Source organism: Phytobacter diazotrophicus (genome assembly GCF_052061655.1).
GTDB classification, from domain to species: domain Bacteria; phylum Pseudomonadota; class Gammaproteobacteria; order Enterobacterales; family Enterobacteriaceae; genus Phytobacter; species Phytobacter diazotrophicus.
The window spans coordinates 1,033,810-1,049,364 of the sequence record NZ_CM125428.1 but is presented as its reverse complement, the minus strand read 5'-3'; the positions used below and the strand labels follow the sequence as shown (position 1 = coordinate 1,049,364).

12 protein-coding genes are annotated in these 15,555 nt (G+C 54.1%); 4 read left to right on the top strand and 8 right to left on the bottom strand.

Going from position 1 to position 15,555, the window contains the following annotated elements; genetic code table 11:
- Window positions 1–18: 18 nt before the first annotated feature.
- Window positions 19–2,769 (top strand): two-component sensor histidine kinase BarA, encoded by a 2,751-nt coding sequence (gene barA / locus ACS0RQ_RS05065; protein ID WP_271850070.1) that lies wholly within the window; start codon window positions 19–21, stop codon window positions 2,767–2,769.
- Between the two features lie 49 nt (window positions 2,770–2,818).
- Here the strand turns inward: barA and ACS0RQ_RS05060 are convergent, their stop codons facing one another.
- From ACS0RQ_RS05060 to syd, 8 genes are all read right to left on the bottom strand, one after another.
- Complete coding sequence (locus ACS0RQ_RS05060; protein ID WP_271850071.1) at window positions 2,819–3,958, bottom strand: glycerate kinase; 1,140 nt, start codon at window positions 3,956–3,958, stop codon at window positions 2,819–2,821.
- A gap of 87 nt (window positions 3,959–4,045) precedes the next feature.
- Entirely contained in the window at window positions 4,046–5,386 is a 1,341-nt protein-coding gene (gudD, locus tag ACS0RQ_RS05055; protein WP_499052453.1) for a glucarate dehydratase, read from the bottom strand.
- A gap of 19 nt (window positions 5,387–5,405) precedes the next feature.
- Window positions 5,406–6,746: an enolase C-terminal domain-like protein gene (locus ACS0RQ_RS05050; RefSeq protein WP_271851721.1), complete on the bottom strand. Its 1,341-nt coding sequence runs from the start codon at window positions 6,744–6,746 to the stop codon at window positions 5,406–5,408.
- A gap of 2 nt (window positions 6,747–6,748) precedes the next feature.
- The gene (locus ACS0RQ_RS05045; RefSeq protein ID WP_039077080.1) at window positions 6,749–8,101 is read right to left on the bottom strand and encodes an MFS transporter; all 1,353 of its coding nucleotides are present in this window, start codon (window positions 8,099–8,101) and stop codon (window positions 6,749–6,751) included.
- Window positions 8,102–8,592: 491 nt separating this feature from the next.
- Window positions 8,593–9,042 carry a flavodoxin gene (locus ACS0RQ_RS05040; RefSeq protein WP_039077081.1) on the bottom strand — a complete coding sequence of 150 codons (450 nt, stop codon included), beginning with the start codon at window positions 9,040–9,042 and terminating at the stop codon, window positions 8,593–8,595.
- Window positions 9,043–9,059: 17 nt separating this feature from the next.
- Window positions 9,060–9,842 carry a tRNA pseudouridine(65) synthase TruC gene (gene truC / locus ACS0RQ_RS05035; RefSeq protein ID WP_271851723.1) on the bottom strand — a complete coding sequence of 261 codons (783 nt, stop codon included), beginning with the start codon at window positions 9,840–9,842 and terminating at the stop codon, window positions 9,060–9,062.
- Window positions 9,842–10,171 (bottom strand): YqcC family protein, encoded by a 330-nt coding sequence (locus ACS0RQ_RS05030; RefSeq protein ID WP_271851724.1) that lies wholly within the window; start codon window positions 10,169–10,171, stop codon window positions 9,842–9,844. Before ACS0RQ_RS05030 ends, truC begins: the two co-directional genes overlap by 1 nt.
- 640 nt (window positions 10,172–10,811) lie before the next feature.
- Window positions 10,812–11,357, bottom strand: a complete 546-nt coding sequence (syd, locus tag ACS0RQ_RS05025) for a SecY-interacting protein (protein ID WP_039077083.1) — start codon at window positions 11,355–11,357, stop codon at window positions 10,812–10,814.
- A 70-nt stretch (window positions 11,358–11,427) separates the two neighbouring features.
- On the opposite strand from syd, the gene queF reads away from it, so the two are divergent.
- The 3 genes from queF (at window position 11,428) to ACS0RQ_RS05010 (ending at window position 15,492) form a co-directional block, all read left to right on the top strand.
- On the top strand, window positions 11,428–12,273 hold the full coding sequence (gene queF, locus ACS0RQ_RS05020; protein ID WP_079498496.1) for an NADPH-dependent 7-cyano-7-deazaguanine reductase QueF: 846 nt from the start codon (window positions 11,428–11,430) through the stop codon (window positions 12,271–12,273).
- 118 nt (window positions 12,274–12,391) lie between these two features.
- Window positions 12,392–13,756 carry a nucleotide 5'-monophosphate nucleosidase PpnN gene (ppnN, locus tag ACS0RQ_RS05015; RefSeq protein WP_039077085.1) on the top strand — a complete coding sequence of 455 codons (1,365 nt, stop codon included), beginning with the start codon at window positions 12,392–12,394 and terminating at the stop codon, window positions 13,754–13,756.
- 446 nt (window positions 13,757–14,202) lie between these two features.
- Entirely contained in the window at window positions 14,203–15,492 is a 1,290-nt protein-coding gene (locus ACS0RQ_RS05010; protein ID WP_271851726.1) for an HAAAP family serine/threonine permease, read from the top strand.
- The last annotated feature ends 63 nt before the right edge of the window (window positions 15,493–15,555 follow it).

Here is a 15,555-nt window from a genome sequence, read left to right as displayed (position 1 = left end):
CTCCCATAACGGAACCCCATGACCAACTACAGCCTGCGTGCGCGCATGATGATCCTGATCCTCGCCCCGACCGTATTGATCGGTGTGCTGTTGAGTATCTTCTTCGTCGTTCACCGCTATAACGACTTACAGCGTCAACTGGAAGACGCAGGTGCCAGTATCATTGAACCGCTCGCCGTCTCCAGCGAATACAGCATGACGTTGCAGGACCGTGAGGCCATTGGGCAACTGATTAGCGTATTGCACCGTCGCCATTCCGAAATCGTGCGCGGCATTTCCATTTATGATGAGCAGAACCATCTGTTCGTCACCTCAAATTTTCAGCTCGATCCGGGTGAGTTACGCCTTGCTGACGGGTCGGCACTCCCCCGGCGATTAAGCGTAACGCGTAAGGGAGATCTGATGATCCTGCGCACGCCTATCATCTCGGAGGGTTACTCGCCGGATGAGTCCGCCATATCCGACGCCAAACCTGCCGGTAATATGCTGGGGTATGTGGCGCTGGAGCTGGATCTCAAATCCGTTCGTCTGCAACAGTACAAAGAAATTTTCATCTCAAGCCTGATGATTTTGTTCTGTATCGGTATTGCGCTCATTTTCGGCTGGCGGCTCATGCGCGATGTCACCGGGCCGATTCGCAATATGGTTAACACGGTAGACCGTATCCGCCGCGGCCAACTGGACAGCAGGGTGGAGGGGTTTATGCTCGGCGAGCTGGACATGCTTAAAAACGGCATTAATTCGATGGCAATGTCGCTGGCGGCCTATCACGAAGAGATGCAGCACAATATCGATCAGTCCACCTCGGATCTGCGCGAAACCCTGGAGCAGATGGAGATCCAGAACGTTGAACTGGACCTGGCGAAAAAGCGCGCCCAGGAAGCGGCGCGTATTAAATCTGAGTTTCTGGCCAATATGTCGCACGAGCTGCGTACACCGCTCAACGGGGTTATCGGTTTCACCCGCCTGACGCTGAAATCGGAGCTGAATCCCACCCAGCGCGACCATATGCTGACCATCGAACGCTCGGCCAACAACCTGCTGGCTATCATCAACGATGTGCTCGATTTTTCGAAACTTGAAGCCGGGAAACTGATTCTGGAGAGTATCCCGTTCCCGTTACGCAGCGCGCTGGATGATGTGGTGACGTTGCTGGCGCACTCCGCTCACGATAAGGGACTGGAGCTGACGCTAAATATCAAAAATGATGTGCCGGATAACGTCATTGGCGACCCGCTGCGCCTGCAACAGGTGATCACCAATCTGGTGGGCAATGCCATCAAATTCACCGAAAACGGTAATATCGATATCCACGTTGAACGGCGCTCGATAAGTAACAATAAAGTGCAAATTGAGGTGCAAATCCGCGATACCGGGATTGGTATTCCGGAGCGGGATCAGTCGCGCCTGTTCCAGGCATTCCGCCAGGCCGATGCCAGTATTTCACGTCGCCACGGCGGTACCGGCCTGGGGCTGGTTATCACCCAGCGGCTGGTCAACGAAATGGGCGGCGACATCTCTTTCCACAGCCAGCCTAATCGCGGCTCCACCTTCTGGTTCCACATCAACCTGGACCTGAACCCGAATGCGGTTTCCGAAGGCCCTGTTACCGGTTGTCTGGCGGGTAAACGCCTTGCCTATATCGAACCGAACGCCGCTGCGGCACAAAGCACGCTGGATGTACTGAGCACCACACCGCTCGAGGTGATTTACAGTCCCTCGTTCTCAGCGCTGCCGCCGGATCACTATGACATTCTGCTGTTGTCTGTTCCGGTCACCTTCCATGAACCGCTGACCATGCAGCATGAGAAACTCGCTGCCGCCGCGGCGATGACCGATCATCTGCTGCTGGCGCTGCCCTGCCACGCCCAGATTAACGCCGAAGCGCTGAAACAAGATGGCGCGGCGGCTTGTCTGCTCAAACCGTTAACCTCAACGCGACTGCTGCCCGCCCTGACAGAGTATTGCTGTTCAAGCCGTCAGATGGACTCGGTAGATATGAGCAAGCTGCCGATGACGGTGATGGCGGTGGATGACAACCCTGCCAACCTGAAATTGATCGGTGCGCTGTTGGAAGACCAGGTGCAACAGGTTGAATTGTGCGACAGCGGACCTCAGGCGGTGGAAAGGGCCAGGCAGATGCAGTTCGATCTCATTTTGATGGATATTCAGATGCCGGGCATGGACGGTATCCGCGCCTGTGAGCTGATTCACCAGCTTCCGCATCAACAGCAAACGCCGGTGATTGCGGTGACCGCCCATGCTATGGCGGGGCAGAAAGAGAAGCTGCTGAGCGCAGGCATGAACGACTATCTGGCAAAACCGATTGAAGAAGACAAGCTTTACAATTTGCTGCTGCGCTACAAGCCCGGCGCGCTGGCCAGTAATGTTGTTGCAGCGCCGGAGCCTGTCGAACCCGACGTGCCGGCGGACGTGACGTTGGACTGGCAACTGGCGCTGCGTCAGGCGGCGGGAAAACCGGATCTGGCGCGCGAGATGCTGCAAATGCTGGTGGCTTTCCTGCCTGAGATTCGCAACAAAGTGGAAGAACAACTGGTTGGCGAGGCGCCAGAAGGATTGCTGGATCTGATTCACAAGCTACACGGAAGCTGTGGTTACAGCGGCGTACCGCGGCTGAAAAACCTCTGTCAGCTTATTGAGCATCAGTTACGCAGTGGTGTGCCTGCTGAGGAACTGGAACCGGAGTTTCTGGAACTGCTTGATGAGATGGACAACGTCACCCGCGATACCCGTAAAATGATGGGATAACCCTGATACCCTCTCCCACAAGAGAGGGTAATAACCAGGACAAAGCGTTTTATCTGCCCTGCCCAATTTTCAGGACAGCCGCCACGTTACGCGCGGTCATACGCACGTTTTCACCGGCGTTGGCCAGCGCATCTTCCAGCGTACAAATTTTATAAATCACGCTGAAAACCGCATCGATACCGTGACCGTGCACAACACCCACATCCGCCGTCAAACTACCCGCAATGCCAATAACCGGCACGTTATAGCGTTTCGCCACTTTCGCAACGCCAACCGGCACTTTGCCATGCACCGTCTGGCTATCAATACGACCTTCGCCAGTGATCACCAGGTCGGCATCAGCAACATGTTTATCCAGCGCTAACGCATCGGTCACGATTTCAATGCCCTGACGCAGTTCCGCGCCGCAGAACGCGTACAGCGCAGCACCCATTCCCCCTGCCGCGCCACCACCTGCAAGGTTCAGCACATCCTGATCCAGATCGCGGGCAATGATCTTCGCGTAGTGCCCCAGCGCCTGATCCAGTCGGGCGATCATTTTCGGTGTCGCGCCTTTTTGCGGGCCGAATATTGCCGAAGCGCCTTCTTTACCCGTCAGCGGGTTCGTCACATCGCAGGCCACTTCAATGCGGCACTGCGCAAGACGTTTGTCCAGCTCACGAATATCGATCTTCGCGAGCGTTTCCAGTGCCGCACCGCCCGGCCCAATCTGCTGGTCTTTGTTATCCAGCAATTTCGCCCCCAGCGCCTGCACCATCCCCGCTCCACCGTCGTTGGTGGCGCTGCCGCCAATCCCGATGATGATATGCTTTACGCCTGCGTCCAGCGCGTGGCGAATCAGCTCGCCGGTTCCCCATGAGGTGGTGACAAGCGGATCGCGTTGCGCGGGTGGCACCAGTTCAAGGCCGCTGGCCGCCGCCATCTCGATAAACGCACATTTTTCGTCGCCTGAAAGGCCATAAAATCCATCGACGTGTTCGCCAAGCGGGCCTTTGACTGTAACCGAAACGATGCGCCCGCAGGTCGCGGCAACCATGGCTTCAACCGTCCCTTCTCCACCATCCGCAACCGGCAATTTTACATATTCAGCCGTCGGGAAAATTTCGCGAAACCCGCTTTCAATCGCGGTCGCCACATCCAGAGCACTCAAACTTTCTTTATAAGAGTCAGGTGCGATAACTATTTTCATAAGCCATCCTTACGCATATTCACTGCCGCAAGCATATACCCGGAAGCTTCTGGAAAATGCCAGCCCGGGCATGGGCTGGCAATTCCATTAACGCACCATGCAAGGACGTTTGTTGTCGAACGTCCAGCCGGGGATAAGGTACTGCATCCCCATTGCATCGTCGCGCGCGCCCAGACCGTGTTTCTGATACAGCTCGTGCGCCTTCATCACCTGATCCATATCCAGCTCCACGCCCAGACCCGGCGTTGTCGGCACCTGCACCATCCCGCCTTTAATCTCAAACGGCTCCCGGGTCAGACGCTGGTTGCCCTCCTGCCAGATCCAGTGGGTGTCGATGGCGGTGATTTTACCCGGCGCCGCTGCCGCCACGTGGGTGAACATCGCCAGCGAGATGTCGAAGTGGTTATTGGAGTGGGAGCCCCAGGTCAGGCCGAACTCGTGGCACATCTGCGCCACCCGCACGGAGCCCTGCATGGTCCAGAAGTGCGGGTCCGCCAGCGGGATATCCACCGACTGCAGCGACAGCGTGTGCCCCATCTGACGCCAGTCGGTGGCAATCATGTTGGTGGCGGTCTGCAGGCCGGTGGCACGGCGGAACTCCGCCATCACTTCACGCCCGGAGAAGCCCTGCTCCGCGCCACACGGGTCTTCCGCGTAGGCCAGCGAGCCTTTCAGGTACTTACCGATGCTGATGGCTTCGTTCAAAGACCATGCGCCGTTCGGGTCGAGGGTGACGCGGGCCTGCGGGAAGCGCTTCGCCAGGGCGACAATGGATTCCGCTTCTTCTTCACCGGCCAGCACGCCGCCTTTCAGTTTGAAGTCATTGAAGCCGTATTTTTCATACGCGGCTTCCGCCAGACGCACCACGGCATCCGGGGTCATCGCCTCGTCATGACGCAGACGGTACCAGTCGCATTTGTCATCCGGCTGGCTCTGGTAGGGCAGCGGCGTCGCCTTGCGGTTGCCGACGAAGAACAGGTAGCCGAGCATTTCCACTTCGCTGCGCTGCTGGCCGTCACCGAGCAGGGAGGCGACGTTGACGCCCAGATGTTTGCCCAGCAGGTCGAGCATCGCCGCTTCAATGGCGGTGACCACATGGATGGTGGTGCGCAGGTCAAAAGTCTGCAGCCCACGGCCTGCGGCGTCACGGTCAGCAAAGGCGCTGCGCACCTCATTAAGGACATTTTTGTAGGCGCCGAGGGTTTTGCCGACAATCAGCGGCGTCGCGTCTTCAAGAGTCTGGCGGATTTTTTCGCCGCCGGGGACTTCGCCGACACCGGTGTTGCCGGCGTTGTCGGTGATGATAACGATGTTACGGGTGAAGAACGGCGCATGCGCACCGCTCAGGTTCATCAGCATGCTGTCATGCCCGGCGACCGGGATGACCTTCACTGACGTAACAACAGGAGTCGAACTTTGAGCGCTCATATTTTATCCTTTTACTCTGTCACTGACGTCCAAATACCGGGCGTTTTCTGTCAAATTTCCAGCCGGGGATCAGGTACTGCATCGGACCTGCGTCGTTACGCGCACCGCCTGGCAGGCTTTTATAGATGGCATGGGCTTTTTCAATCTGCGCCCAGTCAATCTCCACGCCGAGTCCCGGCGCATCCGGCACCGCAATCTGCCCGCCTTTGATTTCCAGCGGCTGTTTCGTCAGGCGCGCCTCGCCTTCCTGCCAGATCCAGTGGGTGTCGATGGCCGTCGGATTACCCGGCGCCGCCGCGCCAACGTGGGTGAACATCGCCAGTGAAATATCGAAGTGGTTATTGGAGTGGCAACCCCAGGTCAGCCCCCAGTCATCACACAGTTGCGCCACACGTACCGCCCCGGAGAGCGTCCAGAAGTGCGGGTCCGCAAGAGGGATGTCTACCGCATTCAGCATTACAGAGTGGCCCATTTCACGCCAGTTAGTGGCGATCATGTTGGTGGCAACGGGCAGACCGGTGGCGCGACGGAATTCCGCCATCACTTCACGCCCGGAGAACCCCTGCTCTGCGCCACATGGATCTTCCGCGTAGGTCAATACATCCTGGAGGCCTTTACACAGTTCAATGGCTTCATCAAGCAGCCAGGCACCGTTCGGGTCCACGGTGATGCGCGCATCCGGGAAGCGTTTTTTCAGGGCGCGGGCCGCGTCAATTTCCTGCTCGCCCGGCAGCACGCCGCCTTTCAGTTTGAAGTCTTTAAAACCGTAACGGTCCTGAGACGCCTCGGCCAGACGCACAACCGCGTCGCTGTTCATCGCTTCCTGATGACGCAGACGGTACCAGTCGTGGTTGCCGTCGGTTTTATCAAGGTATGGCAGGTCGGTTTTGGTGCGGTCGCCGATATAGAACAGATACCCCAGGACGGTTACGGCATCACGCTGTTTGCCCGGCCCCAGCAGCTCGCAGACCGGCACGTTCAGCGCTTTACCTAACAGGTCGAGCAGTGCGGCTTCAAGTGCGGCTACGGCATTAACGCGCAGTTCAAACGTCCATGCGCCTTTGCCAAAATTATCGAAATCGCTCGCCTGATTACCCTTATGAACGCGCTGAACCACTTTGTTCAGCCGCGCCACCTCCTGCCCCAGCACCATCGGAATAGCATCCACCAGCGTCTGGTAAATCACTTCCCCACCCGGTGCTTCGCCAACGCCGGTGTTACCGGCGTTGTCTGTCAGTACTACGATGTTACGTGTGAAATAAGCGTTATGCGCACCACCAATGTTCATTAACATGCTGTCATGACCGGCAACCGGAATGACTTTCATATCTGTAATGACGGGGCTTGCTTGCGTACTCATAATTATCGTCCTGTGACAGGTTTCAATTCGATACGTTTGATATCTCCCACCAACACCAGGTAGCTCAGTACCGCCACCAGGGCATGGATACCAACGTAGATCAGCGCGCCGTTAAACGAGCCTGTAGTCCCAACGATGTAACCGATAGCAATCGGGGTAACGATACCGGAAATGTTACCGAACATATTGAACAGACCACCGCTCAGACCGCTGATTTCCTTCGGCGCCGTGTCGGCCATAACAGCCCAGCCCAACGCACCGATGCCTTTACCGAAGAACGCCATGGACATGAAACCGATAATCATCCATTCAACGTCGGTGTAGTTACAGAACACCATCACCATGGAGAGCAACATGCCAAGTACGATGGGTGTTTTACGTGCAATATTCAGAGAGCCCGTACGACGCATTAACCAGTCAGAGATAATCCCGCCGAGCACCCCACCCGCAAAGCCGCAAATTGCCGGGATGGACGCGATAAAACCCGCTTTCAAAATAGACATACCGCGAGCCTGAACCAGGTAAACCGGGAACCAGGTGATAAAGAAGTATGTCAGGGCGTTGATGCAATACTGACCCAGGTAAACACCAATCATCATACGGGAGCCAAGCAGTTGCTTGATCTGACCCCATTTTTCGCTGAACGGGACTTTCGCTTTCCCGCTTTTCTGATCCATGTTGATCAGTGCGCCGCCTTCTGCGATGTATTCAAGCTCTTTCTTGTTCACCTTCGGATGCTGGTTCGGTTCGTAAATCACTTTCAGCCAAATGAAGCTGATAACGATACCCAGCCCACCCATAAAGAAGAACACGTGCGACCAACCCACCTCATGGGTTAACCAACCCATAATCGGGGCGAAAATTACCGTTGCGAAGTATTGTGCGGAGTTGAAAATCGCGACTGCCGTACCCCTTTCCTGTGCCGGGAACCAGGCCGCAACGATGCGACTATTACCAGGGAAAGATGGCGATTCGGCCAGCCCTACCAGGAAGCGCAGGGTGAATAGCGCAACGATGATACCGAAGCCACTGAATACATCGACAAACCCTTGCAGCAGGGTAAACAGGGACCAAATGAAAATGGACCAGAAATAAACACGTTTGGAACCGAAGCGGTCAAGCAGCCAGCCACCCGGAATCTGCCCTATAACATAGGCCCAAGAAAACGCGGAGAAAACATAACCCATACCGATTGGATCAAGGCCGATATCTTTGGCCATTTCTGACCCGGCGATCGACAGCGTGGCGCGGTCACCGTAGTTGAAGGATGTGACGATAAACAACATCACCACTATCCAGTAGCGAGCATTGGTGCGCTTTTCAGCGCTGCTCGCTGCTTGGCTTAATGTACTCATTGTTGTACTCCCGAAGCATAAATGTTCATGTACATTCATCCGGAACAGGACAACCTGTAGGGGTGAACCGAATGATGTATTTGTGTTTTTTGCAGTTTTACTGCCGGGTCGCTATTCCCTGCGTACTGCGTTTTTTTAACTTGCGGGAAAAGTATAAAAAGGGGTACCTGAACACTCACCGTGCAACAACACAACATTGTGTGGTCACGGCATGAAGGTTTCTTGCAAAAGCCCAGGGGGATGGGGACTAACTCACGGAAATGAAAAGTTGAGGCGCTAACATTTGATTAAAAGTCAGCCTGTTTTGAATAATGTGAAACGCATCGCTTGACGCAGTGTAAATGCACTTTTAACCCCTCAGGAGAAGAGGGTTTTTACTGGCAAACGCCCAATGCTTACTCGATTCAGTTACCGCATAATGTGCCGCGTCGCTATTTTACCGCTTACCGCCAGATAAGTGGGTTGCCCTCCTGTAGGGGGAGGGCAAAACCTCATTTTAACAATGTCGCCCAGTGTTCCACCCACGGGTTAGAAACCGACTCAGGCTCGGGATCCTCGCTGGCATCGATCAGCAAAACGTCTCCCACGCGCTGCGCACTTTGTTCCTGCAATAACGCGTCAAACTGTTTTCCGCCGCCGCAGAAATTTGTATAGGTGCTGTCGCCCAGGGCAATCACACAATAACGCAGCGCTGGCTGATAGCCGATTTTGTCACGAATGTACTGAAACAACGGCACAATACTGTCCGGCAAATCGCCCTGCCCGGTCGTTGATGTCACCACCAGCGCATACTTATCTTTATAAGCATCCCAGTCCGCAGGTTCTGGATCTTCAAATACCGTAGCGCTGTGCCCCTGTTCGCCCAGAATCGTTTGTGCCTCTTCGGCCACCAGCAGCGCATTGCCGTACATGGTGCCAACGAAAATTCCGACTTCCGCCATGGTGCTCACTCCTTGCGTTAAATGTGAATCCCGCCATCCTGACCGCACGGCGAAACAAACTCAACCCTTTCATTGTCAGGGAGAAGCCCCTGCCAGCCAAACTGCGACAACGCCCGCATCCAGACATCATCCAGCCCGGCATGCAGTGTCAGCGGTTCGCCGGTAAAGGGGTGAGTGAGTGTTAACTGACTGGCATGGAGCATCAGACGGTTACAGCCAAAATGTTCTGCCGCGCTGCGGTTCTGACGCAAATCACCGTGTTTACTGTCACCGATAATCGGGTGGCGTAAATGAGCGAGATGGCGACGGAGCTGATGCTTACGTCCGGTTTGTGGGAGCAGTTCAACCAGGCCGTAACGTGTGGTCGGAAATTTACTGGTCGCCACCGGCATTTCGGTCGTCGCCATCCCGCGATAATGCGTCACCGCTGGCTGTGGGCCTTTATCGTCCCGGGCAAATTTGTCCGCGATTTTATCCAGCTCTTCAACCAGCGGGTAATCCAGTACCGCCTCGTCCATCAGCCAGCCGCGCACGATCGCATGGTAGCGTTTCTGAATTTGGTGCTGCTCAAATTGCTGCGCCAGAAGACGCCCCGCCTCGCTCGACAGCCCCATCAGCAATACACCGGAGGTTGGTCTGTCGAGACGATGCGCAGTAAAGACATGCTGGCCTATCTGGTCGCGGACGGTTTGCATCACCACCACTTTTTCATCCCGATCAAGCCAGCTTCGGTGTACCAGCCAGCCTGAGGGTTTATTCACCGCAACCAGCCATTCGTCCTGATAGATAATCTCAAGCATCAGGCATCATCATTTGAGAAGAGCGCGTCGAGCTCTTGCAATTGCACAAGAATGACATCACGCGCGGGATCCGTCGCCTCGAGCGCAATTTCATAGTAAGGCGCAATGGCGAAGGATTCAGGCAGCGGATGCTCACCGTCCAGCAAGGCGTGCATGCGGGGAATCAACACCCATTGCAGCCACTCGTACGGTTCGAGGGTATCCATACAGAAAGGTTGAGTACTGTTGAACACGCTGGCATCCGGCGCAACGGACTGCCATTGGTTATGCTCACGTAACAGCGCCTCGATAAGCTGTAATTGCTGGCGCACGCGGGAAGGAAGCGTCATGAAAACCTCGATAACAAACGAAATGGCGCGCAGGATAGCATCTGTAGCGAGAAATAAAAAAAGGGAGCACTGTAAAAACAGTGCTCCCGGTTCGTTTCGCAGCAATCCAGCTACTTTTCGTGCTCCCTGCTCATCCTTGACAACTTTTCCTGCGGGTCTCCTGACCCTTATTCATCCTTAAACTAGCGCATCCTGCCCACACCACCCCGATGTGGATTAGCCTCATCCGTAAAGCGTGTCCTTGATCTTCCTGATCCACCGAACATCCTGACCGGCTCTCGTTCTCCCTCCTGGAGGTGTCCTTTAATGCGTTCCTGCATTTTCCCTTTTACTTCATCCAGAAGCCTGTCCGTGAAGCACCATCCTGGTGTATCCCGTCTCGAAACAACATCATCCTGATGTTCGTTTCAGTGTGCGACTCCTTGTCGACGCAGATAGAATTACCCATTCCTCTTCGTCTTACAAGTGCGCCTAAGGCAAATATTTCCCCTGCTAACTATAATTTAACTAAGGTTATTAGTTTCAAGTAATTGATTTTATTATCAAAAATCAATAAAGATACGTAGACCATAGCAAAGCAAGCAGGCGATCTCTCACAAGCTTTGTAAGAGATCTCTCACAAGAGGAATAGCAATAAAGATTACAGAACAGGCTCAAGTTGATTGAGGAAGTCCGCAAGATCTGAGGAAAGAACCGTACGCTGGCGGGTACCCAATGTCTCTTTAATGACTTCACCGCTCAAGTTACACAGCGAAATCACATCAATGTCGCTGTCCAGAGTAGCAATAAAAAGTGTAGGCGAAAGCTTAAGTCTTTTCTGGGTGACCAGGTGGCCAATCAGGTTCTCCTGAACTCGCTGGAAATCGTCAGCGCTCCAGGTTTGCAGTAGTGTAAGCGTTTCCCCACGGAAGGTCGCTTGCATATCCCCGGCAAATTGTGTGGTGTAAAACACGCGAAGCGCAGGTTGTACCATAATATCAAGCGCGCGTTCAATCGCGTTTACATTTTGCTCCGGTAAAAACGGCTGCGGCTGCCACGTGACGAGGGTATCGGTCGAGGAGATAATGCACGGTGAAGGCACGCCATACAGTTCTTCACTTTGCGGCCAGGTACCGTACGACTGCTGCCATGCATCGCAATAGCGCGTAGTAAACGCTTTCAGGGCAAGGGCTATCTCTTTTTCCACCGCTTTCTCTCTTTATCTAAGCCAGGATACACTTTGCCTATTAGTGTACCCGTAAATATGGCGATGAAACATGTCTTCCTATGATAACCACCAGGCGCTGTCTGGCCTGACGCTTGGCAAAACCACCGACTACCGTGATCGCTACGACGCCAGCCTGCTGCAAGGTGTTCCCCGCAGCCTGAACCGCGATCCACTGGGATTAAAAGCAGAGAATCTTCCCTTCCAGGGCGCAGATATCTGGACGCTCTATGAACTCTCCTGGCTTAACGCCAACGGTCTGCCGCAGGTGGCGGTCGGCCATGTGGAGTTAAACTACGCCAGCATCAATCTGGTGGAGTCAAAAAGCTTTAAGCTTTACCTTAACAGTTTTAATCAGACCCGCTTCGCGAGCTGGGATGAGGTACGTGAGACGCTTGAGCGCGATCTTAGCGCCTGCGCGCAAGGCGAGGTTTCCGTCGCGCTATACCGGCTCGATGAAATTGAAGGCCAGCCTATTGCCCACTTCCACGGCACCTGCATCGATGACCAGGATATCGTGATTGATAACTACGACTTCGACGCGGCACTGTTGACTGACGCGGCGAGCGGCAAAGTGGTGGAAGAGACGCTGGTTAGCCATCTGCTCAAATCGAACTGTCTGATCACCCACCAACCCGACTGGGGCTCCGTGCAAATCCAGTATCGTGGTCCGAAAATCGACCGGGAAAAGCTGCTGCGTTATCTGGTCTCCTTCCGTCATCATAATGAATTCCATGAGCAGTGCGTCGAGCGCATCTTTACCGACATTCAGCGTTTTTGTCAGCCAGAAAGCTTAAGCGTTTACGCCCGTTACACCCGACGTGGTGGGCTGGATATCAACCCGTGGCGCACAAATACCCGGTTTATTCCCGCAACCGGGCGTCTGGTTCGCCAGTAAACACACAATTTTTTGCTATCTGCGAGGGAGATTCATCGCGGCAGGTTGTTAAACGTCATAACCCGAGGCTATTGTAATCATCAGGGAAGATACAATTTTCATCCCGTAAGGAGTTCACTTGATTACACATATTAGCCCGCTTGGCTCGATGGATATGTTGTCGCAACTGGAAGTCGACATGCTGAAACGCACGGCCAGTAGCGACCTGTATCAACTGTTTCGTAACTGTTCACTCGCAGTACTTAACTCCGGAAGTCTGACTGATAACAGCAAAGAGCTGCTCTCTCGTTATGAAAGTTTTGATATCAACGTCTTACGCCGTGAACGCGGCGTAAAACTGGAGCTTATTAACCCGCCAGAAGATGCGTTTGTCGACGGGCGTATTATTCGCGCGTTGCAGGCAAACCTCTTCGCCGTCCTGCGCGATATTTTGTTTGTGAATGGACAAATTCACAGCGCCGGGCGACTCCAGCATCTGAATCTTGAAGATTCAATTCATATCACCAACCTGGTCTTCTCCATTTTGCGCAATGCCCGCGCGCTGCACGTTGGCGAAGCGCCGAACATGGTCGTGTGCTGGGGCGGTCACTCCATCAACGAAACGGAATACCTGTATGCGCGCCGCGTCGGCACCCAGTTGGGCTTGCGCGAACTGAACATCTGCACCGGTTGCGGTCCAGGTGCGATGGAAGCGCCGATGAAAGGCGCGGCGGTGGGACACGCGCAGCAACGCTATAAAGACGGGCGTTTTATCGGGATGACCGAACCCTCAATCATTGCCGCTGAGCCGCCTAACCCGCTGGTCAACGAACTGATCATCATGCCGGACATTGAAAAGCGTCTGGAAGCCTTTGTCCGCATCGCCCATGGCATCATTATCTTCCCGGGCGGGGTGGGTACAGCAGAAGAGCTGCTCTATCTGCTGGGTATTTTGATGAACCCGGCCAACAAAGATCAGGTGTTGCCGCTGATCCTTACCGGGCCGAAAGAGAGCGCCGACTATTTCCGCGTGCTGGATGAGTTTATCGTCAATACGCTGGGGGAAAGCGCACGTCGCCACTATCGTATCGTCATTAACGACGCTGCCGAAGTGGCCCGCCTGATGAAAAAAGCCATGCCGCAGGTGAAAGAGAATCGTCGCGAAACCGGCGATGCTTACAGCTTCAACTGGTCAATTCGCATAGCGCCGGATCTGCAGGTACCGTTCGAACCGACGCACGAAAACATGGCGAACCTGAAACTGTATCCTGACCAACCCGTGGAAGTTCTGGCAGCCGATTTGCGCAGGGCCTTCTCGGGCATCGTCACCGGTAACGTGAAGGAAATGGGTATCCAGGCCATTGAAAAATACGGCCCGTACAAAATCCATGGCGACCGCGACATGATGCGTCGTATGGATGATTTACTGCAAGGCTTCGTCGCTCAGCACCGTATGAAGCTGCCGGGCTCGGCCTACATTCCTTGCTACGAAATCTGCACCTGAACCATAAGGGCGGCCTATGTCGCCCTCTCTTTTTCCTGGCCAGCCAATCGTTTGCGTCGCTCTGACGCCACATATAAATATTCATAAAACCTATATTAATGCTGATAAAACGCTAAAACACGCAAATCAGGCAGGCCTTTTATCGCGTTTTAACTTACATACTTTGCTTGTGAATCCCGCCAATGATAGCCTTCGCGCCCATAAATTTCATGCGGCGATCTGTTCGCAGAGCTTTACCCCAACAATAACCGTATAAAAAGTGGATTATTGCATTTGCGATCGGGATCACTGATCCATCCATAACATAAATGTATCGTGCCGCCCGCCAATAGTTACGAGATGAAATTATAAAAAAACCGTAAAAGTGCAGAATTTCGTATTACCGCCGTGTTCTTTGGCATTGGATTTGACCAAAAAGCGGCATTTACTTTCCCTGGAGATATTAGATGGAAACGACTCAAACCGGCACCGTTGCTTCAATCGAGACCCGAAGCGCATGGCGTAAAACGGACACCATGTGGATGCTCGGACTGTATGGCACCGCCATTGGCGCAGGGGTTCTGTTCCTGCCGATTAACGCGGGCGTAGGTGGGATGATCCCACTGATTATTATGGCGATTCTCGCCTTCCCAATGACCTTCTTCGCCCACCGCGGCCTGACCCGTTTCGTCCTCTCAGGTAAAAACCCAGGGGAAGACATCACCGAAGTTGTAGAAGAACATTTCGGCAAAGGCGCCGGTAAGCTGATTACCCTACTCTATTTCTTTGCTATCTACCCAATCCTGCTGGTGTATAGCGTGGCGATTACCAATACGGTGGAAAGCTTTATGACCCACCAGTTGACCTTAACCCCGCCGCCGCGCGCTATCCTGTCGCTGATTCTGATCGTCGGCATGATGACCATCGTACGTTTCGGTGAGCAAATGATCGTCAAAGCGATGAGTATTCTGGTGTTCCCGTTCGTGGTGGCACTGATGATGCTGGCGCTGTACCTGATTCCACAGTGGAGCACCAGCGCGCTAGATACTCTCTCTTTGAGCAGCGCAAGTGCGTCAGGCAACGGTCTGTGGATGACGCTGTGGCTGGCGATTCCGGTGATGGTCTTCTCCTTTAACCATTCGCCGATTATTTCCTCCTTCGCAGTCGCAAAACGTGAAGAGTATGGCGTGGAAGCCGAACGTAAATGTTCGCGCATTCTCTCTTACGCGCACATCATGATGGTACTGACCGTGATGTTCTTCGTGTTCAGTTGTGTACTGAGCCTCTCCCCGGCAGACCTGGCGGCGGCAAAAGCACAGAACATCTCCATTCTGTCGTACCTGGCAAACCACTTTAACGCACCGATCATCGCCTGGATGGCACCGATTATCGCGATTATCGCCATTACCAAATCCTTCCTCGGCCACTATCTGGGTGCGCGTGAAGGTTTTAACGGGATGGTGATTAAATCCCTGCGCGGTAAAGGTAAATCCATCGAAATCAACAAACTGAACAAAATTACCGCGCTGTTTATGCTGGTAACCACCTGGGCCGTTGCGACGCTGAACCCGAGCATTCTCGGCATGATCGAAACTCTGGGCGGCCCGATTATCGCGATGATTCTGTTCCTGATGCCGATGTACGCCATTCATAAAGTACCGCCCATGCGTAAATACAGCGGCCATATCAGCAACATCTTTGTTGTTGTAATGGGTCTTATCGCTATCTCCGCCATCTTCTTCTCTCTGTTCAGCTAATCCCTTAGCGCCGTCAGCACGGCGGCGCTTTTCCCTGATCTTTTTAGCCATGGATACTGCATC

Excerpts from the sequence above, each read along its gene's own strand:
- ACS0RQ_RS05045 (WP_039077080.1), bottom strand. The coding sequence starts at position 8,101 with ATGAGTACATTAAGCCAAGCAGCGAGCAGCGCTGAAAAGCGCACCAAT.
- queF (WP_079498496.1), top strand. The coding sequence starts at position 11,428 with ATGTCTTCCTATGATAACCACCAGGCGCTGTCTGGCCTGACGCTTGGC.
- ACS0RQ_RS05040 (WP_039077081.1), bottom strand. The coding sequence starts at position 9,042 with ATGGCGGAAGTCGGAATTTTCGTTGGCACCATGTACGGCAATGCGCTG.
- truC (WP_271851723.1), bottom strand. The coding sequence starts at position 9,842 with ATGCTTGAGATTATCTATCAGGACGAATGGCTGGTTGCGGTGAATAAA.
- ACS0RQ_RS05050 (WP_271851721.1), bottom strand. The coding sequence starts at position 6,746 with ATGAGTACGCAAGCAAGCCCCGTCATTACAGATATGAAAGTCATTCCG.
- ACS0RQ_RS05030 (WP_271851724.1), bottom strand. The coding sequence starts at position 10,171 with ATGACGCTTCCTTCCCGCGTGCGCCAGCAATTACAGCTTATCGAGGCG.
- gudD (WP_499052453.1), bottom strand. The coding sequence starts at position 5,386 with ATGAGCGCTCAAAGTTCGACTCCTGTTGTTACGTCAGTGAAGGTCATC.
- barA (WP_271850070.1), top strand. The coding sequence starts at position 19 with ATGACCAACTACAGCCTGCGTGCGCGCATGATGATCCTGATCCTCGCC.
- ACS0RQ_RS05010 (WP_271851726.1), top strand. The coding sequence starts at position 14,203 with ATGGAAACGACTCAAACCGGCACCGTTGCTTCAATCGAGACCCGAAGC.
- ACS0RQ_RS05060 (WP_271850071.1), bottom strand. The coding sequence starts at position 3,958 with ATGAAAATAGTTATCGCACCTGACTCTTATAAAGAAAGTTTGAGTGCT.